General features: G+C 59.9%; 22 protein-coding genes. 9 read left to right on the top strand and 13 right to left on the bottom strand.

The features are described 5' to 3' along the window. A complete protein-coding gene (locus AB4N74_RS12480; protein ID WP_003224001.1) occupies window positions 1-1,236 on the bottom strand; it encodes a 3-methyl-2-oxobutanoate dehydrogenase (2-methylpropanoyl-transferring) subunit alpha in 1,236 nt (411 codons plus the stop codon). 185 nt (window positions 1,237-1,421) lie between these two features. Between AB4N74_RS12480 and bkdR the strand changes: the two genes are divergently transcribed. Next, window positions 1,422-1,910, top strand: coding sequence for a Bkd operon transcriptional regulator BkdR (bkdR, locus tag AB4N74_RS12475; protein WP_008059350.1), 489 nt, complete (start codon window positions 1,422-1,424; stop codon window positions 1,908-1,910). Window positions 1,911-2,006: 96 nt separating this feature from the next. Here the strand turns inward: bkdR and AB4N74_RS12470 are convergent, their stop codons facing one another. Beyond that, entirely contained in the window at window positions 2,007-2,870 is an 864-nt protein-coding gene (locus AB4N74_RS12470; protein WP_186624574.1) for an MBL fold metallo-hydrolase, read from the bottom strand. Between the two features lie 91 nt (window positions 2,871-2,961). On the opposite strand from AB4N74_RS12470, the gene AB4N74_RS12465 reads away from it, so the two are divergent. From AB4N74_RS12465 to AB4N74_RS12455, 3 genes are all read left to right on the top strand, one after another. Continuing rightward, complete coding sequence (locus tag AB4N74_RS12465; protein WP_007915092.1) at window positions 2,962-3,303, top strand: ArsR/SmtB family transcription factor; 342 nt, start codon at window positions 2,962-2,964, stop codon at window positions 3,301-3,303. A gap of 167 nt (window positions 3,304-3,470) precedes the next feature. Further along, window positions 3,471-4,715: an NAD(P)/FAD-dependent oxidoreductase gene (locus AB4N74_RS12460; RefSeq protein ID WP_460100492.1), complete on the top strand. Its 1,245-nt coding sequence runs from the start codon at window positions 3,471-3,473 to the stop codon at window positions 4,713-4,715. Between the two features lie 9 nt (window positions 4,716-4,724). Beyond that, window positions 4,725-5,525, top strand: coding sequence for a sulfite exporter TauE/SafE family protein (locus AB4N74_RS12455; RefSeq protein ID WP_150708839.1), 801 nt, complete (start codon window positions 4,725-4,727; stop codon window positions 5,523-5,525). A 43-nt stretch (window positions 5,526-5,568) separates the two neighbouring features. On the opposite strand, the gene AB4N74_RS12450 is transcribed toward AB4N74_RS12455, so the two are convergent. From AB4N74_RS12450 to AB4N74_RS12425, 6 genes are all read right to left on the bottom strand, one after another. Next, window positions 5,569-6,849 carry a TRAP transporter large permease gene (locus AB4N74_RS12450; RefSeq protein ID WP_016986826.1) on the bottom strand — a complete coding sequence of 427 codons (1,281 nt, stop codon included), beginning with the start codon at window positions 6,847-6,849 and terminating at the stop codon, window positions 5,569-5,571. Then, window positions 6,849-7,376 carry a TRAP transporter small permease gene (locus AB4N74_RS12445; protein ID WP_093440938.1) on the bottom strand — a complete coding sequence of 176 codons (528 nt, stop codon included), beginning with the start codon at window positions 7,374-7,376 and terminating at the stop codon, window positions 6,849-6,851. Before AB4N74_RS12445 ends, AB4N74_RS12450 begins: the two co-directional genes overlap by 1 nt. Window positions 7,377-7,452: 76 nt before the next feature. Continuing rightward, complete coding sequence (locus tag AB4N74_RS12440; RefSeq protein ID WP_257355456.1) at window positions 7,453-8,424, bottom strand: TRAP transporter substrate-binding protein; 972 nt, start codon at window positions 8,422-8,424, stop codon at window positions 7,453-7,455. A gap of 61 nt (window positions 8,425-8,485) precedes the next feature. Continuing rightward, the gene (locus tag AB4N74_RS12435) at window positions 8,486-9,379 is read right to left on the bottom strand and encodes an SMP-30/gluconolactonase/LRE family protein (protein ID WP_460100486.1); all 894 of its coding nucleotides are present in this window, start codon (window positions 9,377-9,379) and stop codon (window positions 8,486-8,488) included. 30 nt (window positions 9,380-9,409) lie between these two features. Next, the gene (locus tag AB4N74_RS12430; protein ID WP_220556436.1) at window positions 9,410-10,234 is read right to left on the bottom strand and encodes an NAD-dependent epimerase/dehydratase family protein; all 825 of its coding nucleotides are present in this window, start codon (window positions 10,232-10,234) and stop codon (window positions 9,410-9,412) included. Between the two features lie 276 nt (window positions 10,235-10,510). Further along, the gene (locus tag AB4N74_RS12425; RefSeq protein ID WP_093440919.1) at window positions 10,511-11,806 is read right to left on the bottom strand and encodes an OprD family porin; all 1,296 of its coding nucleotides are present in this window, start codon (window positions 11,804-11,806) and stop codon (window positions 10,511-10,513) included. 293 nt (window positions 11,807-12,099) lie between these two features. Between AB4N74_RS12425 and AB4N74_RS12420 the strand changes: the two genes are divergently transcribed. Beyond that, window positions 12,100-13,755: an MFS transporter gene (locus AB4N74_RS12420; RefSeq protein WP_093440914.1), complete on the top strand. Its 1,656-nt coding sequence runs from the start codon at window positions 12,100-12,102 to the stop codon at window positions 13,753-13,755. Beyond that, on the top strand, window positions 13,752-14,894 hold the full coding sequence (locus AB4N74_RS12415) for an HlyD family secretion protein (RefSeq protein ID WP_093440910.1): 1,143 nt from the start codon (window positions 13,752-13,754) through the stop codon (window positions 14,892-14,894). The genes AB4N74_RS12420 and AB4N74_RS12415 overlap by 4 nt, the downstream gene beginning before the upstream one ends. Before the next feature lie 120 nt (window positions 14,895-15,014). Here AB4N74_RS12415 and copD read toward each other — a convergent pair whose 3' ends face one another. Further along, complete coding sequence (gene copD, locus AB4N74_RS12410; protein WP_460100482.1) at window positions 15,015-15,872, bottom strand: copper homeostasis membrane protein CopD; 858 nt, start codon at window positions 15,870-15,872, stop codon at window positions 15,015-15,017. A 3-nt stretch (window positions 15,873-15,875) separates the two neighbouring features. Then, the gene (copC, locus tag AB4N74_RS12405) at window positions 15,876-16,238 is read right to left on the bottom strand and encodes a copper homeostasis periplasmic binding protein CopC (protein WP_099756572.1); all 363 of its coding nucleotides are present in this window, start codon (window positions 16,236-16,238) and stop codon (window positions 15,876-15,878) included. A 139-nt stretch (window positions 16,239-16,377) separates the two neighbouring features. On the opposite strand from copC, the gene AB4N74_RS12400 reads away from it, so the two are divergent. Further along, entirely contained in the window at window positions 16,378-16,998 is a 621-nt protein-coding gene (locus AB4N74_RS12400) for a TetR/AcrR family transcriptional regulator (RefSeq protein ID WP_007919317.1), read from the top strand. A gap of 250 nt (window positions 16,999-17,248) precedes the next feature. On the opposite strand, the gene preA is transcribed toward AB4N74_RS12400, so the two are convergent. The 3 genes from preA to hydA form a co-directional block, all read right to left on the bottom strand. Further along, entirely contained in the window at window positions 17,249-18,523 is a 1,275-nt protein-coding gene (gene preA / locus AB4N74_RS12395; protein WP_099756571.1) for an NAD-dependent dihydropyrimidine dehydrogenase subunit PreA, read from the bottom strand. Continuing rightward, window positions 18,524-19,891 carry an NAD(P)-dependent oxidoreductase gene (locus AB4N74_RS12390; protein WP_460100477.1) on the bottom strand — a complete coding sequence of 456 codons (1,368 nt, stop codon included), beginning with the start codon at window positions 19,889-19,891 and terminating at the stop codon, window positions 18,524-18,526. A 159-nt stretch (window positions 19,892-20,050) separates the two neighbouring features. Then, window positions 20,051-21,490 carry a dihydropyrimidinase gene (gene hydA, locus AB4N74_RS12385; protein ID WP_460100474.1) on the bottom strand — a complete coding sequence of 480 codons (1,440 nt, stop codon included), beginning with the start codon at window positions 21,488-21,490 and terminating at the stop codon, window positions 20,051-20,053. Window positions 21,491-22,116: 626 nt separating this feature from the next. Here hydA and AB4N74_RS12380 point away from each other — a divergent pair. Both AB4N74_RS12380 and AB4N74_RS12375 read left to right on the top strand, forming a co-directional pair. Continuing rightward, entirely contained in the window at window positions 22,117-23,601 is a 1,485-nt protein-coding gene (locus tag AB4N74_RS12380; protein ID WP_460100471.1) for an NCS1 family nucleobase:cation symporter-1, read from the top strand. Between the two features lie 144 nt (window positions 23,602-23,745). Continuing rightward, window positions 23,746-25,029: a Zn-dependent hydrolase gene (locus AB4N74_RS12375; protein ID WP_186624588.1), complete on the top strand. Its 1,284-nt coding sequence runs from the start codon at window positions 23,746-23,748 to the stop codon at window positions 25,027-25,029. The last annotated feature ends 70 nt before the right edge of the window (window positions 25,030-25,099 follow it).

The raw sequence follows: 25,099 nt of genomic DNA, 5'->3' as shown, positions 1-25,099 counted from the left end.
TCAGATCCCCAACTGCTGACGCTGGCGCTTCAAGTGCTCCGGCATCTCTTTGTAGACGTCTTCGAACATGGTCGCGGCGCTTGGAATCTGGCCGCCGGCGAGGGTGCCGTACTGTTCGGCCTGTTTCTGCGCGGCAATCACTTCGGCTTCAAGCTCGGCGCTGACGGCGGCGTGCTCTTCTTCTGACCAGTGACCGACCTTGATCAGATGCTGTTTGAGACGGGCGATCGGGTCGCCGAGCGGGAAGTGGCTCCAGTCATCGGCCGGACGGTATTTCGACGGATCGTCGGAGGTCGAGTGCGGACCGGCGCGGTAGGTGACCCATTCGATCATGGTCGGGCCGAGGTTGCGGCGAGCGCGTTCGGCAGCCCAGGCAGATGCCGCATACACCGCGTAGAAGTCGTTGCCATCCACGCGCAGCGAAGCGATGCCGCAACCGACGCCGCGTCCGGCGAAGGTGGTGGCTTCACCACCGGCGATGGCCTGGAAGGTCGAAATCGCCCACTGGTTATTCACCACGTTGAGGATCACCGGCGCGCGATAAACGTGGGCGAAGGTGAGGGCGGTGTGGAAGTCCGATTCGGCGGTAGCGCCGTCACCGATCCACGCCGAAGCGATTTTCGTGTCGCCCTTGATCGCCGAAGCCATGCCCCAGCCGACGGCTTGAATGAACTGGGTGGCGAGGTTGCCGGAGATAGTGAAGAAGCCAGCGTCCTTGACCGAGTACATGATCGGCAACTGACGGCCCTTGAGCGGATCGCGCTCGTTGGACAGCAGTTGGCAGATCAGGTCGACCAGCGGCACTTCGCGGGCCATCAGGATGCTTTGCTGGCGATAAGTCGGGAAGCACATGTCGTCGATGTTCAAGGCCAGGGCCTGAGCACTGCCGATGGCTTCTTCGCCAAGGCTCTGCATGTAGAACGACATCTTTTTCTGACGCTGGGCGACCACCATGCGGTTGTCGTAGATCCGCGTCTTGAGCATGGCGCGCATGCCCTTGCGAAGGATCTCGACCGGGACGTTTTCGGCCCAGGGGCCGAGGGCGTTGCCCTGATCGTCGAGCACACGGATCAGGCCACGCGCCAGGTCGGCGGTGTCGGCAGGTTCGACATCAATGGAAGGTTTGCGCACCGTACCGGCATCGGTCAGATGCAGGTAGGAAAAATCGGTTTTGCAGCCTGGACGGCCCGAGGGTTCAGGGACGTGCAGACGCAGCGGTTCATACGCTTGGGTCATGGCTTCTACGCTCGATCTTGTGAATTTCTTGTAGTGAGCTGGCAGTCATTCTTCGGTAGAAGAAATCTTGTCCTACAACAATCATAGGCCCGGGCAAGAAGAATATTTATCTCTGTTTCGTTGCGCTGGAGATGATTTGCAGATAGAAATTCTGCATAAACATAAAAAACAGGTGGTTTTGTCTCATGCGCAAACTGGACCGTACCGACATCGGCATTCTCAACAGCCTTCAGGAGAATGCGCGCATCACCAACGCCGACCTCGCACGCTCGGTCAATCTGTCGCCGACGCCTTGTTTCAATCGGGTGAAAGCGATGGAGGAATTAGGGCTGATTCGCGAGCAGGTAACGCTGCTGGATGCCGACCTGCTGGGGCTGCATGTGAACGTGTTCATCCATGTCAGCCTGGAGAAACAGGTGGAGGAGGCGCTTCAGCATTTCGAAGAGGCGATTTCTGATCGCCCCGAGGTGATGGAGTGCTACCTGATGGCCGGAGACCCGGATTACCTTATCCGGGTCCTGGTGCCGACCATTCAGTCACTTGAGCGGTTCATGATGGACTTCCTGACCAAAGTGCCGGGGGTGGCGAACATTCGCTCAAGCTTTGCGCTGAAGCAAGTGAGATACAAAACTGCATTGCCGCTGCCGGCAAATGGCTTGACGTTAGGCACCTGACCCGAAGCGAAACGCGGAGCGTCCCCGGCAGCATTCCCACGCAGAGCGTGGGGAACGATCGATGTAGGAGCTGCCGCAGGCTGCGATCTTGTGCTGTTAAAGCTTATTGATCGGGATCTTCAGATAAACCACGCCGTTGTCTTCCGCCGCCGGCAGATTCCCCGCCCGCACATTGACCTGAATTGCCGGCAGCAACAGCGTCGGCATGCCCAGCCCGGCATCACGCTGTGTGCGCATTTCGACAAACGCCGCCTCATCAATCCCGTCATGCACATGAATATTGCTTTTGCGCTGCTCACCGACGGTGGTCTGGCACTGCGCGGCGCGGCCCTCGGGCGGGTAATCGTGACAGACGTAGAGTTTCACGCTGGCCGGGAAGGCCAGCAGTTTGTGAATCGAGTTGAACAACTGATGGGCGTTGCCGCCGGGAAAGTCGCAGCGCGCGGTGCCGACGTCGGGCATGAACAGCGTGTCGCCCACCAGAATCTGTTCGCCGTCGATCAAGTAGGCCATGTCCGCCGGGGTATGCCCTGGCACATGCAAGGCTGTGGCTTTGAGATTGCCGATCCTGAATGACTCGTTCGGCGCAAACAGGTGATCGAACTGCGAGCCATCGACGCAGAACTCCGGCTCCAGATTGAACAGCGCCTTGAACACGTTCTGCACCTTGCTGATCGATTCACCAATGGCGATTTTCCCGCCCAGCTCCCGGCGCAGATAAGGCGCGGCGGACAGGTGATCGGCGTGGGCATGGGTTTCCAGCAGCCACTGCACTTGCAGGTTGTGCGCGCGGACGAAGGCGATGATTTTATCGGCCTGGGCGGTGCAGGTGCGTCCGGCGGCGCCGTCGTAATCGAGCACCGGGTCGACGATCGCACATTGCCCGCCGTCGGTTTCATAGACCACGTAGCTGTAGGTCGAAGAGGCGGGGTCGAGAAAAGCTTCAATCTGCGCGGGCATGGACACCAACCTGAACAAGGAAAATGGGTTGCAACACTTTATCTAAAAACATAATGTTCGCAGCTTAAGTGACCTTGAAGGCCTCGTGCAAATGCAATCCAGTCTGACCGAATGTGAAGTCGCCCAACTGCGCGCCTCGGCCTCCAAGGCCTGCGCGTTGCTCAAGGCCATGGCCAATGAGGATCGCCTGTTGATCCTCTGCCAACTGACCCAGGGCGAACGCAACGTTGGCGAACTGGAAAAGATGACCGGCGTGCGCCAGCCGACGCTGTCCCAGCAACTGGGCATCCTGCGGGATGAAGGCCTGGTCGCGACTCGGCGTGAAGGCAAGTACATTTTCTACGGCCTCGCCAGTCCGGAAGTCATTCAGGTCATGAAGACCCTCTCCGGGTTGTATTGCGGGGCCGTGCTGAAAAGCCTGGGCCACCAATAAATGCCAGCCATGACACTGGTTCAATGTGGGAGCGAGCCTGCTCGCGAAAGCGTTAGGTCAGGCAATACTTGCATCGACTGACACGCCGCCTTCGCGAGCAGGCTCGCTCCCACATTCGGATTTGTGTTGGCTAGAAAACTCCTTGCGTGCAGCAAAAGGAACAAGCAATGAACGATCAACACTGGGGCCCATCCATCAGTGCAGACATCGTGGTCATCGGCGGCGGTACGGCCGGTATCGGTTTTGTCGCCAGCCTGCTCAAGCGTGACCCTGCGCTGAAAATTACCGTGATCGAACCGAGTGCCCAGCATTACTACCAACCGGCGTGGACGCTGGTCGGCGGTGGCGCCTACGACGTCAAAGACACCGTCCGGCCGATGAACAAGGTCATGCCCAAGCAAGCGAACTGGCTGCAAGCGGCAGTCACCGCGATCGACCCGGACAAACGCCAACTCACCCTCAACGATCAACGCACGGTCAGCTATCAGAACCTGATTGTTTGCCCCGGCCTGCGTCTGGCCTGGGAGAAGATCGAAGGCTTGCAAGAGAGCCTCGGCCAGCACGGCGTCACCTCTAATTACAGCTATCAGCACGCGCAGTACACCTGGGATCAGGTGCAGAAACTGCGCGGCGGCAAAGCGCTGTTCACGCAGCCGGCGATGCCGATCAAATGCGCCGGCGCGCCGCAAAAAGCGCTGTACCTGTCCTGCGATCACTGGCGCAAAACCGCCGTGTTGAACAACATCCATGTCGAATTCAATCTTGCGGGTGCGGCGCTGTTCGGCGTGGCGACGTTTGTGCCGCCGTTGATGAAGTACATCGAAAAGTACAACGCGCAACTGGCGTTCAATTCGAATCTGGTCAAGGTCGACGGTCCGGCGAAAACCGCCTGGTTCGAGGTCAGGGACGCGGACGGCAATGTCACCCGCGAGGCGAAAACCTTCGATCTGCTTCACGTCGTACCGCCGCAGGTGTCGCCGGATTTCATCGCGCAAAGTCCTTTGGCCGACGCGGCCGGCTGGTGTGAAGTCAATCCGCACAGCCTGCAACACCTGCGTTATCCAAACGTGTTCGCGCTGGGTGATATCTGCGGCACCAGCAATGCGAAAACCGCCGCAGCAGTGCGTAAACAAGTGGTGGTGGTCGCGGAAAACCTGCTCGCCCAGCGCAAGCAACAACCGCTGCCGCTGAAGTACGACGGTTACGGTTCCTGCCCGCTGACGGTGGAGAAGGGCAAGGTGATTCTTGCCGAGTTCGGTTATGCCGGTAAGTTGCTGCCGACCTTCCCGATGGACCCGACCGTGGCGCGGCGCTCGGCGTGGTTGCTCAAGGCGACGCTGCTGCCGTGGTTCTACTGGAACGGCATGCTCAAAGGGCGCGAGTGGCTGACCGGCCTGTCCAAAGTCGACTGAGAACATCCTATGTTGCTGGCAAGCCTGTTTGGTGTGGTGATGGGGTTGGTGCTCGGTTTGACCGGGGCCGGCGGCGGGATTCTCGCTGTTCCGGCGCTGGTCCTCGGCCTCGGTTGGACGATGACCCAGGCAGCGCCGGTGGCGTTGTTTGCGGTGGGCAGTGCGGCGGCGGTCGGGGCTATCGACGGTTTGCGTCATGGCCTGGTGCGCTATCGTGCGGCGTTGTTGATTGCCGCGCTCGGCGCGGTGTTTTCGCCATTGGGGATCTACTTCGCGCACCAGTTGCCGGAGAAAATCCTGATGATCCTGTTCAGTCTGCTGATGGTCATGGTCGCTTGGCGCATGCTGCGCCGTGAGCGTCAGCAGGAAGGGCCGAGTGATCATGGTCATGCCAGTTGGGGCCAGAAGAATTGCATGCTCAATGCCGAAACCGGGCGCTTTGACTGGACCGCGAAATGCACCGCAACATTGGCAGCGTTGGGCGCTATTACCGGGGTGGTGTCCGGTTTGCTCGGCGTCGGTGGCGGCTTCTTGATCGTGCCGGCGTTCAAGCAACTGACTGACGTGCAGATGCGCGGAATTGTCGCGACGTCGTTGATGGTGATCAGTCTGATTTCGGCAATCGGGGTGATCGGCTCGTTTCACGCCGGTGTTCGGATTGACGGGCAGGGTGCGGCATTTATCGTTGCCAGCATCGTCGGCATGATCATCGGGCGCAAGCTCTGTGCGCGGGTGCCGGCGCGGGCGTTGCAGGTGGGATTTGCCAGTGTCTGTCTGGTGGTGGCGGGGTATATGTTGTTGCGGGCTTAAAGCAAAAAATCGCAGCCCGTGAGGGCTGCGATCCATTAACCGCTTACAACACCAGATGCGGCAACCACAGCGAAATCGCCGGCACGTAGGTCACCAGAAGCAACACCAGGAACAGCACCGCATAAAACGGCAGCAGCGCTTTCACAGTGCTCTCGATACTGACCTTGCCCACCGCCGAACCGACAAACAACACTGCGCCCACCGGCGGCGTTATCAGCCCGATCCCGAGGTTGACCAGCATGATCATGCCGAACTGCACCGGATCCACACCGATACCGAGAATCACCGGCATCAGGATCGGCGTCAGGATCAGGATCAGCGGCGCCATGTCCATCACCGTGCCGAGCAACAGCAGCATGACGTTGATGCACATCAGGATCACGTAGCGGTTGTCCGACAGGGTCAGGAACAGCGTGGTGATCTTTGCCGGGATCTGCATCAGGGTCATGATGTAGCCGAAGCTCGCAGCGAAACCGATGAGGATCATCACGATCGAAATCGTCCGCACGGTGCGGTGCATCAGTTTCGGCAGTTCACTCCATTTGTAGTCGCGGTAAATGAACATGGTGACGAAGAATGACCACAGCACGGCAATTGCCGCCGATTCGGTCGCGGTGAAGATCCCCGAGAGGATGCCGCCGAGGATGATCACCATCGCCATCATGCCCCAGAGGGCCTCGCCGACGATTTTCAACGCCTGGCGCATCGGGATGACTTCACCTTTGGGGTAGTTGCGCTTTTTCGCGAAGATCAGGCACAGCACCATCAGGCAGGCGCTCATCATCAAGCCCGGCACGATGCCGGCCATGAACAGCGAGGCAATCGAAACAGTACCGCCGGCGGCCAGGGAGTAGAGCACCGAGTTATGGCTTGGCGGAGTCAGCAGGGCTTGCACCGAGCCGCTGACGGTCACGGCAGTGGAGAAATCCCGTGGATAGCCCTTGCGTTCCATTTCCGGAATCAGCACCGAACCCACCGACGCGGTGTCGGCCACTGACGACCCGGAGATCGCGCCGAAAAAGGTCGAGGCGACAATGTTGACCAGTGACAGGCCACCGCGGACAAAACCCACCAGTACCCCGGCACACGCCACCAACCGGCGAGACATGCCGCCCTCGGCCATGATCGCACCGGCCAGCACGAAGAAAGGAATGGCCAGTAGCGAGAATTTGTTCACTCCTGACGCGACCTGGATCATCACCGCCTGGAACGGGATGTCGATCCACCATGCACCGATCAGCGCGGCGGCGCCCAGCGCGTAGGCGACGGGCATGCCGATCAGGATCAATACGATAAAACTGCCCAGCAGTATCAAAGCGTCCATTAAGCGGCACCTTCACTTTCTTCCACCAGGTCGAACTGCACGACCCGCCGTTTGCTCTGATCACCGAGCAAGAGTTTTTCCAGCACGAAAACCAGCGTCAGCAAGCCGCCCACGGGAATGGGCAAGTAGGTCACGCCAACCCGCAGATCGGGCAGGGCTGCCATGAACTGGTTCCAGGTGGACATGCACAGCTTGGCGCCCCAGATCGTCATGAAAATGCAGATCGACGCCATGAGCAGTTGGGAAAAAATCGACGCCGCGTTTCTCAACTGCGGCGGCATGCGGTCGGTGAGCATGGCCACGGCCATGTGCGCACCGGCGCGGTAACTGGCGGCAGCGCCGATGAAGGTAAACACCATCATCAACAGAATCGCCGTAGGCTCGGGCCAGCTCGAGCCGGTGCCCAGCACGTAGCGGGCGAACACGCCCCAGGGAATCATCAGGGAGATCGCCAGAACGGAAAGGCCGGCGACCCAGATGCACGTCATGTAGATCTTGTCGTTGATACGCAGCAGTAGATTCTTCATCGGGTTCCACCGTAACCCGGCGTGCCTGAGCCATCAGGCATGCCGGGCCTTTTTCAAAATTACGGAGCGGGAGGCGTTACTGAACGGCTTCGATTTTCTTGATCAGGTCGGCGTACTTCGCGCCGTACTTTTCCCGCACCGGTGCGGTGGCGTCGTAGAAGGGTTTCTTGTCGACCTCGATGAACTCGACGCCGGCGGCCTTGAGTTTTTCTTCACTGGCAGCGGACTTCTTGTCCCACAGCACGCGCTCTTCGGCCTGGGCAGCCTTGGCGGCAGTCTTGACCAGCGCCTGTTGATCCGGGGTCAGTTTTTCCCAGGTGATTTTCGACATCACGATCGGCTCTGGCAGGATCAGGTGTCCGGTGAGGCTGTAGTACTTCGCGTTCTGGAAGTGGTTATGTTCGAGCAGGGTTGGCGGGTTGTTTTCCGCGCCGTCGATGACGCCGGTCTGCAAGGCGCTGAAGATCTCGCCAGTGTCCATGGCGATGCCGTTACCGCCCATGGCGTTCATCATGTCGATGAACATCGGGTTGCCTTGCACGCGGATTTTCATGCCCTTGAGGTCTTCGAGCTTGCGCACCGGTTTCTTGGTGTAGATGTTGCGCGTGCCGCCGTCCATCCAGGCCAGGGCCACCAAGCCGAATTCGGAGTTGGTGATTTTGTCGAGGATTTCGTCGCCCACCGGGCCGTCGATGACGTTACGCATGTGTTGATGGTCGCGGAAGATGAACGGCATGTTGAACACGTTCACGTCCGGTACCACCGGGCCGACGATACCCAGGCTGACGCGAGACAGCTGTACTGCGCCGACCTGCATCTGCTCGATGACTTCCTTTTCGGAACCCAGCACACCGCCCGGGAAGTACTGAAAGGTCAGTTCGCCGTTGGTTTCCTTGGTCAGGGTCTTGCCCATGTTTTCTTCGGCCACCACGGTTGGATAACCGGCGGGATGAATGTCAGCGAATTTGAGTTGCAGGGCCTGAGCGGCGCCAGTGAAGGTAAACATCAGCGGGAGTGCAGCGGCCAGCAAGGTGCGTTTGAAGTACATGGGGGTGAGTCTCCAGTCTTGTTATTGTTGTGTTCAAGGCGCAGCGGTGCAGCAGAGGGGTTTAAAGCAAATCGTTGAACAAGGGTTCCGCAAGGCCTTTGACGTTGGGGTTCAGGGCGAATACGCCACCGGCCAGAGAGTGCGGATCGTGGTCGTCGCCGGGACGAATCGAGGTGACGAACAAAGTGTCCATGCGGCTGCCGCCGAAGGCACACATGGTCGGTTTTTTCACCGGCACCTCCAGTGAGAAATCAAGACGACCGTCCGGCGCGAAGCGGTGAATCTGGCCGGCGTCGTTGGCGCAGATCCAGTAGAAACCTTCAGCATCCACGGCAGCGCCATCGGGCCGCCCGGGAAAGTGGTTCATGTCGACGAACACACGACGGTTCGATGGCGTGCCGGTATTGGTGTCGTAATCGAACGCCCAGATCAGTTGCACGTCGGGGTGCGAATCGGACAGGTACATCGTCGTGCCGTCAGGGCTGAAACCGAGGCCGTTGGGTACGATGAAACCGTCGAGCTGCGCTGCGATCACGCCAGACTGCCCGGCGCCGTAGCGATAGAGCCGGCCTTCAGGCGCACTCAGGCTCATGTTCAGCACCATGCTGCCGGCCCAGAAACGGCCCTGTCGGTCGCAGCGACCATCGTTGAGGCGCATGTCTGCGCGACTGTGCTCGACGCTGGCGAGCAACTCGCTGTCGAGGCTGCCGTCGCTGTGTGGGTGCAGATGAAAAAAGCCGCTCTCCATGCCGGCAACCCAGCCGCCACCGCTATGGCGGGCGATGCAGGCGAGCATTTCCGGGGTTTTCCAGGCATGCACGTGGCCGGTATCGGCGCTCCAGCGCTGCAGCCCGCCGTTGGCAATATCCACCCAATACAGCGCGTTTTCCTGCGGCACCCAGACCGGGCTTTCGCCCACGGCGTTGCGGGCATCGACGATCAATTCGGCTTGCATACTCATTCCTTCGCGTCGTTGTCAGGGTGATCAGTCGCCGAACGGACCTGCGGCAACAAACGCGCCGCCCTGATAGATCCGTGCCGGGTCATCGGCGGCTGGCATGGGCTGCGCCTCGACTTTTTCGCGGAACACTTCGGAGCTGTCCTTCGCCTCAAAGCCGAGGTGGCTGGCGAAGCGGTTGTCCCACCAGACGTCCTTGTTGGCGGACATGCCGTAGACCACGGTGTGGCCGACGTTCGGCGTGTACAGCGCGCGTTCGAGCAATTGCGTGAGGTCGTCGAAACTCAGCCAGGTGTGCATCATTCGGCGGTTTTGCGGCTCGGGAAACGAGGAGCCGATGCGGATACTGACGGTCTCGATGCCGTAGCGATCGAAGTAGAAACTGGCCATGTCTTCGCCGTAGGACTTGGACAAGCCGTAGTAGCCATCCGGGCGGCGCGCGGAGCTGGCGTCGAGCGGTTCGTCCTGTTTGTAGAAGCCGATGACGTGGTTGGAACTGGCGAAGATCACTCGCTTCACACCATGCCGGCGCGCCGCTTCGTAGATGTGAAACACGCCGCAGATGTTGGCGCCGAGGATTTCTTCGAAGGGTCGCTCGACGGAGACGCCGCCGAAATGCAGGATCGCATCGACACCTTCGACCAGTTGATGCACGGCGTGTTTGTCGGCCAGATCGCAGACCACGATTTCTTCACGATCATCGACGGCCGGGGCGAGGGCGGCAATGTCCGACAGGCGCAGGACATTGGCATAAGGGCGCATACGTTCGCGCAGAACTTTGCCCAGGCCCCCGGCAGCGCCGGTCAGCAGCAGACGGTTGAACGGGGCGCGGGGAGTTGAAGTAGACGTCATGGCAAGCCCTTACACGTTGTTATTAGGTTTGTTGTAGGTTGTCGTATGACTGCGCTGAAGTATCGGTAGGGTTTCCGGAACTTGTCAACGCGACTTTTGGTGTAAATGACGGAAGGCCCGGTTCCTTTCCCTTCAGCACAATTCCCTCCTTGCAATGCAATCCCCTGTAGGAGTGAGCCTGCTCGCGATAGCGGTGTGTCGGTTGAGGAAGAGGCGGCTGACACACCGCTATCGCGAGCAGGCTCACTCCTACAGGGGGATTGCGGCGCCCGCTGGTTACAACAACGAAATCGGATAACTGATAAAGATCCGGTTCTCGTCAAACTCGTTGGTGCTGAAGTCCCGGCGTATCGTTGCGTTGCGCCATTTCACGTTGAGGTTTTTCAGCGGGCCGCTCTGCACCGTGTAGGCCAGTTCCGACTCGCGCCCCCATTCCTTGCCGTCATTGGTGCTGGCGGTGTGCACGTTGTCGCCGCTGATGTAGCGGTTCATCAGGGTCAGGCCGGGGATGCCGAGGGCGACGAAGTTGTAGTCGTGGCGCAACTGCCAGGAACGTTCCTTGGCGTTGTCATAACTGGCGTTGTAACTATCGTTGGCGAGGGTGCCGCCGCTGGTGCCGTTGACCCGCATCCACGCGTCGTCGCCGCTGAGTTTTTGCAGGCCGACGTAGAAGGTGTTGCCACCGTATTTGGCCGAAAGCAGGGCGAACGCGGTTTTGTTGTCGAGGTCGCCGGCCTGGGCGCTGCCGTCCTCCTTGCCGGTGAAGAAACCGAGGTTGGCGCCCAGGGTCCAGTCGCCCAACGGCTGGCTGTGGCTGAGGTTGAAATACTGCTGCTGGTAGATGTCGCTGAGTTCGGCGTACCACACGCCGACCAGGGTGCGCTTGTCGTTGAAGGTATATTCGCCGCCGCCGAAGTTGAAGCGGTCGGAAGTGAACGCGCCACGGCCGTTCATTGACATGTCTTCCATGCTCGCATCGTTGCGCGGGCTGTTGCCACGGAACTGGCCACCGTAGACGGTCAGACCGTTGATCTCGGTGGACGTGATCTGCCCGCCGCGAAAGGTTTGCGGCAGCGAGCGGCCATCGTCAGAGCGCAGGATCGGCAGCACCGGCATCCATTCGCCGACCTTCAATTCAGTCTTCGAGACTTTGGCCTTCAACGCCACGCCGAGCCGTCCGAAATTGTCGGCCGGACGCCCGTCATCGTGGATCGGCAACAGTTGCGTACCGCCCGTACCTTTGCCGCCATCGAGCTTCTGCGAATACATCCCCAGCACATCGAGGCCGAAGCCGACGGTGCCCTGAGTGAAGCCGGATTTGGCATCGAGAATGAAGTTCTGCGTCCATTCCTCAGCCTTGCCTTGTGGGTAGGCAGGGTTGACGAAGTTGCGGTTGAAGTAGGCATTGCGCAGGTTCAGCGTGGCTTTGCTGTCTTCGAGAAAGCCTTCGGCATCGGCGCTCATCGGCAAGGCCAAGGCCAGGCTGCTGCAACCGATCAGGCCAAGGGTGGTGTGCGGGCGCAGCGTGGCAAAGCGGGAAGGGCGGACGAAATTACGGGCGAGTGTGCTCACTGTGACGCTCCCTGTTGCGTTTGTTGTTTTTATTATTTGTCATACGTCGTCGTACAACATGGTTGCGGATATTTCCTAGGTTTTCCGGGAATGTCAACAGCAAGTTATACGATGACCTCCTGCCATCACCCCGACCCCTTGTGGGAGCGAGCCTGCTCGCGAATGCGGATTTTCCTCCGACAATGTTGTCGACTGACACACCGCATTCGCGAGCAGGCTCGCTCCCACAGGGAAAAGTGTTTTAGCAATGAATTTGCGGCAAACTTCACCCACGTTCCGCACAAGGCTTCTCCATGGATCACTACGCCCCGCGCAACTGGCAGCCCCACGAAAAGCCCAGTCTGCCCGGTTCCCCCTCGACGCCGTTGCACTCCAACCCCAAGCGCCTGGCCTATGCGCTGGTCGGTGTACTGGTGGCGGTGACCGGTGGCTTGGGCAACTCGCTGGTGGTGGCCAACCTGCCTTATCTGCAAGGCGCACTCGGCGCGACCACGGCGGAAATGGCCTGGCTGCCGGCGGCGTATGTGATGACCAACGTGTCGATGAACCTGTTGCTGGTGAAGTTTCGTCAGCAGTTCGGTTTGCGTGCATTCACCGAAGTGTTTCTGGTGCTGTATGCGCTGGTGACTTTCGGCCATCTGTTTGTCAACGATCTGAATTCGGCGGTGGCGGTGCGCGCGGCCCACGGCATGGTGGGCGCGGCGCTGAGTTCGCTGGGCCTGTATTACATGGTCCAGGCGTTCCCGGCGAAGTGGCGGTTGAAGGCACTGGTACTCGGTCTCGGCACCTCGCAACTGGCCTTGCCATTGGCGCGTTTATTTTCCGAAGACTTGCTGCAGATCGCCGAATGGCGCGGCTTGTATCTGTTCGAACTGGGCATGGCACTGCTGTCGCTGGGCTGTGTATTGATGCTCAAGTTGCCGCCGGGCGACCGCTTCAAAACCTTCGAAAAACTCGACTTTCTCACCTTCGCCATTCTCGCCACTGGTGTGGCGCTACTGTGTGCGGTGTTGTCGCTGGGGCGGATTGACTGGTGGCTGGAGGCAAACTGGATCGGCTACGCGCTGGCTGCCTCGATTGCTTTGATCCTCGCCGGTCTGGCCATCGAACATAACCGTAGCAACCCGCTGCTGATGACCCGCTGGCTTGGCAGCGGGACGATGATCCGCCTGGCGCTGGCGGTGACCCTGATTCGCATGGTCACCTCGGAGCAGTCCACCGGTGCGGTCGGTTTCATGCAGAACCTGAACATGGGCTACGAGCAGTTGCACAGCCTCTACGTGGTGATGCTGATCGGCAGTGTCGCGGGGCTGTTGACCAGCGCGTTGACCATCGACCCGAAACACCTGCTGATGCCGCTGATTATCTCGCTGGCACTGATGGCCACCGGGTCGGTGATGGACAGCTTTTCCAACAACCTGACCCGCCCGGAAAACCTCTACTTCAGCCAGTTTCTGCTGGCGTTCGGCAGCACGTTTTTCCTCGGCCCGACCATGGTTTTCGGTACGCGCAACGTGCTGACCAATCCGCGCAATCTGGTGAGTTTTTCCGTGTTGTTCGGGATCTGCAACAACCTCGGCGGCCTGCTCGGTGCGGCGCTGCTGGGCACTTTTCAGATCGTCCGGGAAAAATTTCATTCCAGTCACATCGTTGAGCACCTGACGCTGTCTGACCCCTTGGTGGCCGCGCGCGTGCAGAGCGGCGGCTCGGCGTATGGCTCGTTGCTGGCCGACCCGAGTCTGCGCAACCTGGCGGGGATTCGCAGCCTGGCCAACGCCGCCACCCGTGAGGCCAATGTGCTGGCCTACAACGATGTGTTCATGTTGATCGCCGTGATTGCGGTGCTGACCATGATCTGGCTGTCCATTCGTGCGCTGTGGCTGATGAGCACCACCAAAGCCGTCGCCCCAGCGCCATCCACACCTTCGAGCGGTGCCACTTCTTCATGACCGAACCGACCACCACAACCACCAACGCCATTGCCGCCACGCCTGAGGGTGTGGCGCCGCCGTCATCGCCGAACACCGAGCCGCGCTCGCTGCGGGTGCGGATCATTTCTTCGCTGGGCTTTGCCGCGATTGCCATCGTCGGCGTGTTGATCGTTTTGTATGCCTGGCAATTGCCGCCGTTCAGCAGTGCGGTCGAAACCACCGAAAACGCCCTGATTCGTGGGCAGGTGACGATCATCGGCCCGCAACTCGCCGGTTATGTTTACGAGGTGCCGGTGCAGGATTTCCAGTACGTGAAAGCCGGGGATTTGCTGGTGCGTCTGGACGACCGCATCTATCAGCAGCGACTCGACCAGTCACTGGCGCAACTGGCGGTGCAGAAAGCCGCGTTGGCCAATGTGGTGCAGCAACGCAACAGCGCCGAAGCGACGATCAAATTGCGTCAGGCGGCGCAGGCCGACAGCGAAGCGCAGTTGCGCAAGAGTGAAGCGGATCTGCGCCGCAATCAGGAATTGGTGCGCGACGGTTCGGTGTCGAAGCGCGAGATGGACGTCGCACTGGCGGCGAATGCGCAAAGCATTGCGGCGGTCGCGCAAGCCAAGGCCAATCTGGAAATCGCCCGTCAGGATCTGCAAACAGTGATCGTCAATCGTGGCTCGCTGGAGGCGGCCGTGGCCAGCGCCGAAGCGGCGGTGCAACTGGCACGGATCGATCTGTCGAATACGCGCATCGTCGCCCCGCGTGATGGCCAGCTCGGGCAGATCGGCGTGCGCCTCGGTGCTTACGTCAACTCCGGAGCGCAGTTGATGGCGTTGGTGCCAAACCAGAAATGGGTGATCGCCAACATGAAAGAAACCCAGATGGATAACGTGCGCGTCGGGCAACCGGTGCGCTTCACCGTCGATGCGCTGAATCACCGCCGATTCACTGGGCATGTGCAGCATATTTCGCCGGGGACGGGCTCGGAATTTGCCCTGTTGCAGGCGGACAACGCCACCGGCAACTTCGTCAAAATTGCTCAGCGGGTGCCGGTGCGGATCACCATCGATCCGGATCAGCAGGAAGAGGAGCGGTTGCGGCCGGGGATGTCGGTGGTGGTCAGCATCGACACCGCAGCGGGCGACACCCAGCCCCACTGATTCACATAATTCCCCTGTAGGAGTGAGCCTGCTCGCGATAGCGGTGTGTCAGTTAGGGATATTTGACTGACACACCGCTATCGCGAGCAGGCTCACTCCTACATTGGATCTCCATGATCTTTAGGTTGTGATCATCGGGGGTAGGGTGCCGAGCAGCGAAACCGCCGCAACCGCGCCAATGCCTAGCAGCCACTCCAGCAGCACACTGCGCCTGAGTGCGCCCATCCGCTGCTCGCAATCATCAATCCGCAAACGATTGAACAGCGCCAGCCCAAGCATCCCCAGTACGATCAGCGCCTTGATCAACAGAATCAACGCAAACCCGCTGAACAACGGCGTCGGCCACCACTGGCCGGTCAGCACGCGGACATTGATCAATCCCGTCAGCAGCAGCCCCGCGACCAGCGCATAACCGACGCCGCTGAAACGCCGCAACACTTCACGCATCGGTTCCGTCGGCTGACGCAGAATCATCACCAGCAACAACAAACCACCCAGCCACGCCGCCACGCAGGTCAGATGCACGATCTGGTTGAGAATCAGCAATTGCCCACTCAACCCGTCGAGCATGGCGCCGTGTCCGACCGGGGCCAGGGTCGCGAGCAACAATGCGCTCAACCCCAGTCGCATCGGCATGCTTGAGCGCCAAGGCGTGAACAACAGCGCCAACAGCGCGGCATTGATCAGCAAATGCCAACGCCATACCTGACCAAAAAACGTATTGCCCAGCACCAGCGCAACCGTGTCCGGGTCAAACGCCGCCGCTGCCGAACCGGCCATGCTCGCGGTGATCAACAGCGCCCAGGCAATCCCGCTGAGCAGCGCCACAGCCGCCAGCCAACGCGCCAGTCGCGCCAGGTGCCGATCCACTTGTGGCGCTTCATCCTTGAGCAGCAACGGCCTGAACAACCAAGCCCCAAACAGCATCAACACCACGACGAAATGCACAAAGCGGCACAGCACCAGCGCTTCACTCATGGGTTACTGGCCAACCTTGAACTGATAGGCGCCTTCGCTTTTGTGCGTGTCGACCGACACTGCGTGCCATTCGACTTTGTACTCGCCGGCGCTCAAAGGAGCTGCGGGGGTAACGATCAAGGTTTTCTTGTCGCCCTCGGTGGTCAGCGGTTTGACCGCGACCGGTGCGCCATCGCGGGTCAAGGTGACTTTGGTGAAACTGGCCTCGACACCTTCGGAAAAGGTCAAGCGCAAATCGGCGGGAGCAGCGACGGTGCTGTCGGCGGCCGGGGTCTGGCTTTTCAGGTGGGCGTGGGCAAATACGGAAGATGCGGCGAACAGCGAAGCGAGCAGGGCAGTGGTGGTCAGGACGTTCTTGAACAGCATCGCGGATACCTCTGAGGCAGGATCGAAGAAGCGTCAGTTTAGCCACCCGCTCACGCCAGTACGAAGTTTTGTTTGCAGCGGTCGCCCGCGGACCAGAGCGGATGCTAGTCTTGGGCAACGCTGTTGTCAGGGAGCCCTTATGGGCAATCACAAGATCGAGATTCGTCGCAACAACGTCGAGAAAATTCTCCTCGCGGCGGAAAAAGTCTTCGCCGAAAAAGGCTTCGGCGGCACGGCCATGGCCGACATCGCGGCTGAGGTGCAGCTGCCGCGTTCCAATCTGCATTATTACTTCAGCACCAAGAGCGAGCTGTACAGCGCGGTGCTGTTCGATCTGCTGGAAGTATGGAAACAGGATGCGCTGTGCTTTGAGATGTTCGACGATCCGCGCGTGGTGCTGAGCAGCTACATCCGCGCCAAGATGAACCACTCGCGCAGCCGACCGTACGGCTCGAAAGTCTGGGCCAACGAGATCATCCACGGCGCGCCAACGTTGGGCGAGGCGCTGGATGTCAGCCTGTATGACTGGGCGAAGATGAAGGAAGCGAAGATTCGTCAGTGGGTCGAGGACAAGCGGATTTTGCCGGTGGAGCCGTCGAGTTTGTTGTATATGATCTGGGCGTCGACACAGCACTATGCTGACTTTGATCATCAGGTGAATATTCTGAATGAGCATCAGCCGTTGTCGGATATGCAGTTTGAGCGGGCGGTGCAGACGGTGACGAGTGTGATCTTGCGTGGGATCGGGTTGGAACCCTAAAAGCAAAAGCCAACCCTCACCCCAGCCCTCTCCCGGAGGGAGAGGGGGCTGACCGAGGTGTCTCTCGAAGTACATCGACCTGAAAAACCGCGTCGATTGTGGATTCAAAGCCGTCCGAGCCTGTGGCTGTTTCGACTATGGATTCAAAGCAAATCGTTCACGTCGGTGGATTTCTGAAGCATCCCCCAATCAGTCCCCTCTCCCTTTGGGAGAGGGCTAGGGTGAGGGGGCTGTTGGATCAGTCGGCAATCTAGACCGCAACGTGATACGGATTCCGCGGATCATGATTCCAGTCCAGAAACGGCTTCCCAGTCTCCATCGGCACCATCTCGATACAGTCCGCCACCGGACACGTGATCTGACACAGATTGCAGCCCACACACTCCTCATCAATCACTTCATATTTATGCGTGCCGTCCGCCTGCTTCAGACTGCTGATCGCCTGGTGTGAAGTGTCCTCGCAAGCAATGTGGCAACGCCCGCAGCCAATGCACGCATCCTGATCAATCTTCGCGATCACCTGATAGTTGATGTCGAGGTACTTCCAGTCCGTGGTATTGCCCACCGCGCGCCCGGAAAACTCACTGATGCTGGCGTAACCCTGACTGTCCATCCACCGCGACAAACCGTCCTTCATCTCCTCGACAATGCGGAACCCATGCAGCATCGCCGCCGTGCACACCTGCACCGCGCCGCTGCCCAGCGCCATGAATTCTGCCGCATCGCGCCAACTGCCGATGCCGCCAATCCCGCAGATCGGCAAGCCCTGGGTCTGCGGGTCGCGGGCGATTTCGGCGACCATGTTCAGCGCAATCGGCTTCACTGCCGAGCCGCAATAACCACCGTGGGTGCTTTTGCTGCCGACGGTGGGCAGGGCGACCATGTGTTCCAGGTCGACGCTGGTGATCGAGTTGATCGTATTGATCAGCGACACCGCATCGGCGCCACCACGGTGGGCCGCGCGGGCAGCGACGCGGATGTCGGTGATGTTCGGCGTCAGTTTGACAATCACCGGCAGCGAGCAATAGGTCTTGCACCAGCGCGTGACCTGCTCGACGTACTCCGGCACCTGACCGACCGCCGCACCCATGCCACGTTCAGGCATGCCGTGCGGGCAGCCGAAATTCAGCTCGATACCGTCAGCGCCGGTGGCTTCCACCAGCGGCAGGATGTGTTTCCACGACTCTTCGACGCACGGCACCATCAGCGAAACGATCAGCGCGCGGTCCGGCCAGTCCTTCTTCACCTGAGTGATTTCGCGCAGGTTGATCTCCAGCGAACGGTCGGTGATCAACTCGATATTGTTAATGCCCAGCACTTCACGGTTATTGCCGTAGTGCGCAGAGTAACGCGACGACACGTTGACCGCCGCCGGATCCTCTCCGAGGGTTTTCCAGACCACGCCACCCCAGCCCGCTTCGAAGGCGCGGACCACGTTGTAAGCTTTGTCGGTCGGTGGCGCAGAGGCCAGCCAGAACGGATTCGGTGCTTTGATGCCAGCGAAGACAATCGACAGATCGGCCATTTACGCAGCCTCCACGTTAAGCATCAGTTGAGCATTGATCGCCTCGGCGGCGCGTTTGCCGTGCTGCACGGCTTGCACGGTGAGGTCCTGATCGAGGCTGGTGCAGTCACCGCCGGCATACACGCCGGGGATGCTGGTGCGCAGGTTTTCATCGACGTAGATGCGTTCGCCCTGATGCTTGAGTTCACGGGCCAACGGGTCGGCGAGGGCGCTGCCATCGAACGCCTGACCGATGGCTTTGAAGATCGCGTCGGCGGCCAGCTCGAAGGTCTCGCCGGTGGTTTGCAGACGACCGTCGACCAGATCGGTGCGGGCGAAACGCATACCGCGCACCTGGCCCTGAGCGTCGAGCAGCACCTCTTCGGGTTGTGCCCAGGTCAGCAGGCGCACCTGATTGGCTTTGGCGATGTCTTGCTCATGGCCGGTGGCGCCCATGTCGGCAGCGCCACGGCGATACACCAGATTGACGTCGCGAGCCCCGAGGCGAGCCATTTGCACGGCCATGTCGATCGCCGTGTTACCAGCGCCAAGGACGATGCAGCGTTCGGCCAATGGCAATTGCGTGAGGTCATCGGCCTGGCGCAATTCGCGAATGTAGTCGGTGGCAGCGAGCAGCCCCGGGGCATCTTCGTGAGGCAGACCGAGTTGCTTGCTGGCGCTGAGGCCGAGGCCGAGGAACACCGCATCGAACTGCTGATGCAGTTCGCTGAGGGTCAGATTCTCGCCAAGCTTCTGACCATGACGAATCTCGATGCCGCCGATCTGCAGAAGGAAATCCAGTTCCTTCTGCGCGTAGTCGTCGACCAGTTTGTACTTGGCGATTCCGTATTCATTGAGACCGCCAGCCTTCTCCCGCGCTTCGAAAATCACCACGTCATGGCCGTGCATGGCGCTGCGATGCGCACAGGACAAACCGGCCGGCCCGGCACCGACCACGGCGATGCGTTTGCCGGTCGCTGCGGCGCGCTGGAACGGATGTTCGCTGAAGTGCGCGTTGTCCACGGCGTAGCGTTGCAGCAGGCCGATCAGTACCGGCGCGCACTCCTGAGCGTTGTTGCGCACGCAGGCTTGTTGGCAAAGGATCTCGGTTGGACAGACCCGCGCGCAACTGCCACCGAGGATGTTCGCCGAGAGGATTTTCTGCGCCGCACCGGGGACGTTGTCCTGATGAATGTTGCGGATGAACGACGGGATGTCGATCTCGCTGGGGCACGCATTGACGCACGGCGCGTCGTAGCAATACAGGCAGCGCGAGGCTTCCAGATGCGCCTGCCGGTCATTGAGCGGCGGCGCCAGATCGGTGAAATGCCCGGCGAGGGCGGCCGCGCTTTCGTGCGGGTGGGGGAGATGGTTCAGGGTCTCGATCACGGTTTTGTGCCTCACGGTTATTTGAGGTTCTCTGCCTCTGTCGGGCAGTGGTTTTTGTGTTGTTTGAACTGACGCCATCGCGAGCAGGCTCACTCCTACAGGTGTACGCATTCCAAATGTAGGAGTGAGCCTGCTCGCGATGAGGCCGAAGGCCTCGCTTTAGCGCTTGACGGCAGTCGGGCGATGTTGCTCAGCCCGCTTGCTCAGCAAATCAAACACCGCCGGATACGCCGGCCGTTCGATGTACCGCCCGGCCCCGCGCTCGGCGCGCAGGTCTCCGTCGGCCCAGACCACCCGGCCCTGGCTGATGGTATGGCTCGGCACGCCGCGCACGGTCTTGCCTTCGAAGATGTTGAAGTCCACCTGCTGATGGTGGGTCTTGGCGGAAATGGTCCGGCTGCCTTGCGGATCCCACAGCACCAGATCGGCATCGGCGCCGACGCGAATCGCACCTTTGCGCGGATAGAGATTGAAGATCTTTGCGGTGTTGGTGGAGGTGAGAGCGACGAAATCCTGCATCGACAAACGACCACTGTTGACGCCTTCGTCCCACAGCACCGCCATGCGATCTTCGATACCCGCCGTACCGTTGGGGATCTTGCTGAAGTCATCACGGCCGGCGGCTTTTTGCTCGGCGCAGAAGCAGCAGTGGTCAGTCGCGGTGGTGTGCAGATTGCCGTTTTGTAGTCCGTGCCACAGCGCCTCCTGATGGCCGCGCGGACGGAACGGCGGGCTCATCACGTAACCGGCAGCGGTCTGCCAGTCCGGGTGTTGATAGACGCTGTCGTCGAGCAACAAATGCCCGGCCAGCACTTCGCCGTACACCGGTTGGCCCTTGCTGCGCGCATAAGTGATTTCGTCGAGGGCTTCCTTGGTCGAAACGTGCACCAGATACAACGGCGTGCCGATGGTTTCAGCAATACGAATCGCCCGGCTCGCCGCTTCACCTTCAACCTGCGACGGCCGCGACAGCGGATGCGCCTCCGGCCCGGTGATGCCCTGCGCCATCAACTTGCGTTGCAAGTGATAAACCAGCTCGCCGTTTTCCGCGTGCACGGTCGGCACCGCGCCGAGTTCCAGGCAGCGCTCGAAACTCGCCACCAGCGTGTCGTCGGCGGCCATGATTGCGTTCTTGTAAGCCATGAAGTGCTTGAAACTGTTGATCCCGTGATGGCTGACCAGCTCGGCCATTTCCTCACGCACCTGCTCGCTCCACCAGGTGATTGCGACGTGGAAGCCATAGTCGGAAGCCGACTTTTCCGCCCAGCCGCGCCACTGATGAAAGGCTTCCATCAGCGACTGCTGCGGATTGGGAATTACAAAGTCGATGATCGACGTGGTGCCGCCGGCCAGACCGGCCGCCGTGCCGCTATAGAAATCTTCGCTGGCCACGGTGCCCATGAACGGTAGTTGCATGTGCGTGTGCGGATCGATGCCGCCAGGCATCAGGTATTGACCACTGCCGTCGAGGACTTCGGCGCCGGCGGGAATATCAAGGTTTTCACCGATGGCTTTGATCACGCCGTCGGCGCAATAGACGTCGGCGCGATAACTTTCATCATGGGTAACAACGGTGGCGCCACGGATCAACAGAGACATTCCGAGTTCCTCGCAGGCATTGACCGACTTGTGCCGGTTCTAGATGTTTTATTGATGTACGGCGATGCAGGGCGTATTCCTGTCAGCACTGTCAGGAATAGAAACTAGTCGCAGATTTGCAATAGAGCAAGATTATTTTTTATAAGCTTATGACTTTTTTAAGTGTATGAAAAATAACGATAAAAAACGTAAATCACCAAAATGGTGAGGCTGTTCACCATTTTGACGCACTTGACAGGATGGAAATATGAGCAAGATTTCCTATGTGAAATCAGCCGCTTGAAGTTGAGCTGCGGCTGCTCGCTCACGATGAAAATAAATGCAGTGCACCAGTTTGAGTCCTGTCTGTTCGGACAACTTGCCAAGTGTTTAGCCTGAGCGCCCAGACAAGTTTCCGCGAACTCACCCGGTGAATAATTAAAACTGATGAATATCAGAAAGTTGCAAAGCGTTTGACCCTCGGCCCGATGCGTAAGCGGGGCACCCGGCACGTTTATTGATGCCGCCGCTGACACCTTGGCCGGTGCACGAAAGTTGTCAGTTCCTCCGGCCATCGTCCGGCTCGCACCCGCGTGTGCCTGCCGCCTGATGAGCAAAAAAATAATCAGAAGAACAGTGGAGCGGCCATGCAACAGATCAGATCGCAAGTGACCGAGCGCGACGGCTTGTACGAGCTTGAAGCCGGCAGCGACGTCCTCGACAGTCCCCGTTACAACCACGATATGGCACCGACCAAGGTGCGCGAACGCACCTGGAACAAATGGCACATCACCGCGCTGTGGGTCGGCATGTCGATCTGCGTGCCGACTTATACCCTCGGTGGCGTGCTCACGGCGTACTTCGGCTTGACCGTCGGTGAAGCGCTGCTGGCGATTCTGTTCGCCAACATCATCGTGCTGATTCCGCTGACACTTAACGCTTTCCCCGGCACCAAATACGGCATTCCGTTTCCGGTGTTGCTGCGCTCGTCGTTCGGCATTCTCGGTTCCAACGTGCCGTGTCTGATTCGTGCGTTGGTGGCGTGTGGCTGGTTCGGCATTCAGACGATGTTTGGCGGGTTGGCGATTCACCTGTTTCTCGGCTCGGTGTTCGAGGGCTGGAAATCCCTCGGCGGCACGGGGGAGGTGATTGGCTTCATGGTGTTCTGGGCGCTGAACCTGTGGGTGGTGATTCGCGGCGCCGAGTCGATCAAATGGCTGGAAACGTTGTCGGCGCCGTTGCTGGTGGCGGTCGGCATCGGTCTGCTGGTGTGGGCGATGCCCAATGTGTCGATGACAGAGTTGATGGCGATTCCGGCCAAACGCCCCGAAGGTGCCAGCGTCTACGGCTACTTCGCCGCCGGCCTGACGGCGATGGTCGGCTTCTGGGCGACGTTGTCGTTGAACATTCCGGACTTCAGTCGTTACGCAAAGAGCCAGAAAGATCAGATTCTCGGGCAGATCATCGGCCTGCCGCTAACCATGTTTCTGTTCGCTGCGCTGGGTGTGGTGATGACCGCCGCGTCGGTGAAACTGGTCGGTGTGACGGTGTCCGATCCGGTGACGCTGATCGGCCATATCCAAAGTCCGGTATGGGTCGCGGTGGCGATGGCATTGATCATCATCGCCACGCTATCGACCAACACTGCCGCGAACATCGTTTCGCCGACCAACGACTTTCAGAACATCGCGCCGAAGGTGATCAACCGCACCAAAGCAGTTTTGCTGACCGGGTTGGTCGGGCTGTTGTTGATGGGGCATGAGCTGTTGAAGAAGCTCGGCTGGATCGTTTCCGAGGTCAGCCTGGAAAGTGTCTACTCCAACTGGCTGCTCGGTTATTCGAGCCTGCTCGGACCGATCGCCGGGATCATGGTGGTCGACTATTTTCTGATCAAGAAACAGCAATTGGACCTCGCCGGGCTGTACCGCGACGACGTCTATCCAGCGTGGAACTGGGCCGGTTTTGTTGCCTTTGGCGTACCGGTGGTGTTGACCGTGATGTCGCTGGGCAGCGATGCGTTCAGCTGGTTTTACAGCTATGGCTGGTTCACTGGCTCGGCGCTGGGCGGGATTATTTATTACGGGTTGTGCGTGATGCGTGCTAGTCCGTCAGTAGCGAAATCTGCGGTGTGAATGCAGGCCTCTTCGCGAGCAAGCTCGCTCCCACAGGGGGACGCATCCCAAATGTGGGAGCGAGCTTGCTCGCGAAGGCGGCCTGACTTACGGCCGAGATTTATCTGAAGAAACTCATAAGAAAAGCAGCCTGAGGAGATCCCCATGAACGCAGCCGTAGACGTTCTGCAATCGAGCCATCAGCACATCAACCGCGACCGCCTGTGGGCCTCGCTCATGGAACTGGCCAAACTCGGCGCGACGGTCAAGGGCGGGGTCTGTCGCCTGGCCCTGACCGATCTCGACCGCCAGGCCCGCGACCTCTTTGTGCAATGGTGCAAGGACGCCGGATGCAGCGTCACGGTCGATGCCGTCGGCAACATTTTCGCCCGTCGCCCGGGACGCAATCCCGACCTGCCGCCAGTGATGACCGGCAGCCACATCGACACCCAACCGACTGGCGGCAAGTTCGACGGCTGCTTCGGCGTACTCGCCGGTGTCGAAGTCCTGCGCACGCTCAACGACCTCGGCGTGGAAACCGAAGCGCCGCTGGAAGTGGTGGTCTGGACCAACGAAGAAGGCTCGCGCTTCGCCCCGTGCATGATGGGCTCCGGGGTGTTCGCCGAGAAATTCACCCTCGAAGAAACCCTCGCCAAAGTCGATGCCGATGGCGTCACCGTCGGTGAAGCGCTGAACGCCATTGGCTATGCCGGTCCGCGTAAAGTCAGCGGGCATAAGGTCGGCGCCTATTTCGAAGCACACATCGAGCAAGGCCCGATCCTCGAAGACGAACAGAAAACCATCGGCGTGGTGCTCGGCGCGCTGGGGCAGAAGTGGTTCGACCTCAAGCTGCGCGGCGTCGAAGCCCATGCCGGTCCAACGCCGATGCACCTGCGTAAAGACGCGCTGGTCGGCGCCTCGGTGATCGTCGGTGCGGTCAACCGCGCCGCCCTCGGCCATCAACCCCATGCCTGTGGCACCGTCGGTTGCCTGCAAGCCTATCCCGGCTCGCGCAACGTCATTCCCGGCGAAGTGCGCATGACTCTCGATTTCCGTCACCTGGAACCGGCGCGCCTCGACTCGATGATTGCCGAGGTTAAACAAGTCATCGAAGCCACCTGTGAAGAACACGGTCTGACTTATGAACTGACGCCGACAGCGGACTTCCCGCCGCTGTACTTCGAAAAGGGCTGCGTGGAAGCGGTGCGCGGCGCAGCGAAAGGGCTGGGTTTGTCGAATATGGACATCGTCAGTGGCGCCGGACATGACGCGATTTTCCTCGCCGAACTCGGCCCGGCCGGAATGATCTTCGTGCCGTGCGAAGGCGGCATCAGCCACAACGAAATCGAGAACGCCGCGCCGGATGATCTGGCGGCGGGGTGTGCGGTGTTATTGCGGGCGATGCTGGCGGCTTCGGCGATGGTCGCGGGAGGGCAGCGGGCGGCTTGAAGATGAAAAGATCGCAGCCTTGCAGCAGCTGTCGAGTGTAACGAGGCTGCGATCTTTTCCTGTCACCCAA

Source organism: Pseudomonas sp. H3_C08, assembly GCF_054669455.1.
The sequence above is the reverse complement of the archived record's forward strand: the minus strand, read 5'-3'. Positions and strand labels throughout refer to the sequence as shown.

What these genes read in the sequence shown, in the direction of transcription:
- AB4N74_RS12480 (WP_003224001.1), bottom strand. Translation starts at nt 1,236, where the DNA reads ATGACCCAAGCGTATGAACCGCTGCGTCTGCACGTCCCTGAACCCTCG.
- bkdR (WP_008059350.1), top strand. Translation starts at nt 1,422, where the DNA reads ATGCGCAAACTGGACCGTACCGACATCGGCATTCTCAACAGCCTTCAG.
- AB4N74_RS12470 (WP_186624574.1), bottom strand. Translation starts at nt 2,870, where the DNA reads ATGCCCGCGCAGATTGAAGCTTTTCTCGACCCCGCCTCTTCGACCTAC.
- AB4N74_RS12465 (WP_007915092.1), top strand. Translation starts at nt 2,962, where the DNA reads ATGCAATCCAGTCTGACCGAATGTGAAGTCGCCCAACTGCGCGCCTCG.
- AB4N74_RS12460 (WP_460100492.1), top strand. Translation starts at nt 3,471, where the DNA reads ATGAACGATCAACACTGGGGCCCATCCATCAGTGCAGACATCGTGGTC.
- AB4N74_RS12455 (WP_150708839.1), top strand. Translation starts at nt 4,725, where the DNA reads ATGTTGCTGGCAAGCCTGTTTGGTGTGGTGATGGGGTTGGTGCTCGGT.
- AB4N74_RS12450 (WP_016986826.1), bottom strand. Translation starts at nt 6,849, where the DNA reads ATGGACGCTTTGATACTGCTGGGCAGTTTTATCGTATTGATCCTGATC.
- AB4N74_RS12445 (WP_093440938.1), bottom strand. Translation starts at nt 7,376, where the DNA reads ATGAAGAATCTACTGCTGCGTATCAACGACAAGATCTACATGACGTGC.
- AB4N74_RS12440 (WP_257355456.1), bottom strand. Translation starts at nt 8,424, where the DNA reads ATGTACTTCAAACGCACCTTGCTGGCCGCTGCACTCCCGCTGATGTTT.
- AB4N74_RS12435 (WP_460100486.1), bottom strand. Translation starts at nt 9,379, where the DNA reads ATGCAAGCCGAATTGATCGTCGATGCCCGCAACGCCGTGGGCGAAAGC.
- AB4N74_RS12430 (WP_220556436.1), bottom strand. Translation starts at nt 10,234, where the DNA reads ATGACGTCTACTTCAACTCCCCGCGCCCCGTTCAACCGTCTGCTGCTG.
- AB4N74_RS12420 (WP_093440914.1), top strand. Translation starts at nt 12,100, where the DNA reads ATGGATCACTACGCCCCGCGCAACTGGCAGCCCCACGAAAAGCCCAGT.
- AB4N74_RS12415 (WP_093440910.1), top strand. Translation starts at nt 13,752, where the DNA reads ATGACCGAACCGACCACCACAACCACCAACGCCATTGCCGCCACGCCT.
- copD (WP_460100482.1), bottom strand. Translation starts at nt 15,872, where the DNA reads ATGAGTGAAGCGCTGGTGCTGTGCCGCTTTGTGCATTTCGTCGTGGTG.
- copC (WP_099756572.1), bottom strand. Translation starts at nt 16,238, where the DNA reads ATGCTGTTCAAGAACGTCCTGACCACCACTGCCCTGCTCGCTTCGCTG.
- AB4N74_RS12400 (WP_007919317.1), top strand. Translation starts at nt 16,378, where the DNA reads ATGGGCAATCACAAGATCGAGATTCGTCGCAACAACGTCGAGAAAATT.
- preA (WP_099756571.1), bottom strand. Translation starts at nt 18,523, where the DNA reads ATGGCCGATCTGTCGATTGTCTTCGCTGGCATCAAAGCACCGAATCCG.
- hydA (WP_460100474.1), bottom strand. Translation starts at nt 21,490, where the DNA reads ATGTCTCTGTTGATCCGTGGCGCCACCGTTGTTACCCATGATGAAAGT.
- AB4N74_RS12380 (WP_460100471.1), top strand. Translation starts at nt 22,117, where the DNA reads ATGCAACAGATCAGATCGCAAGTGACCGAGCGCGACGGCTTGTACGAG.
- AB4N74_RS12375 (WP_186624588.1), top strand. Translation starts at nt 23,746, where the DNA reads ATGAACGCAGCCGTAGACGTTCTGCAATCGAGCCATCAGCACATCAAC.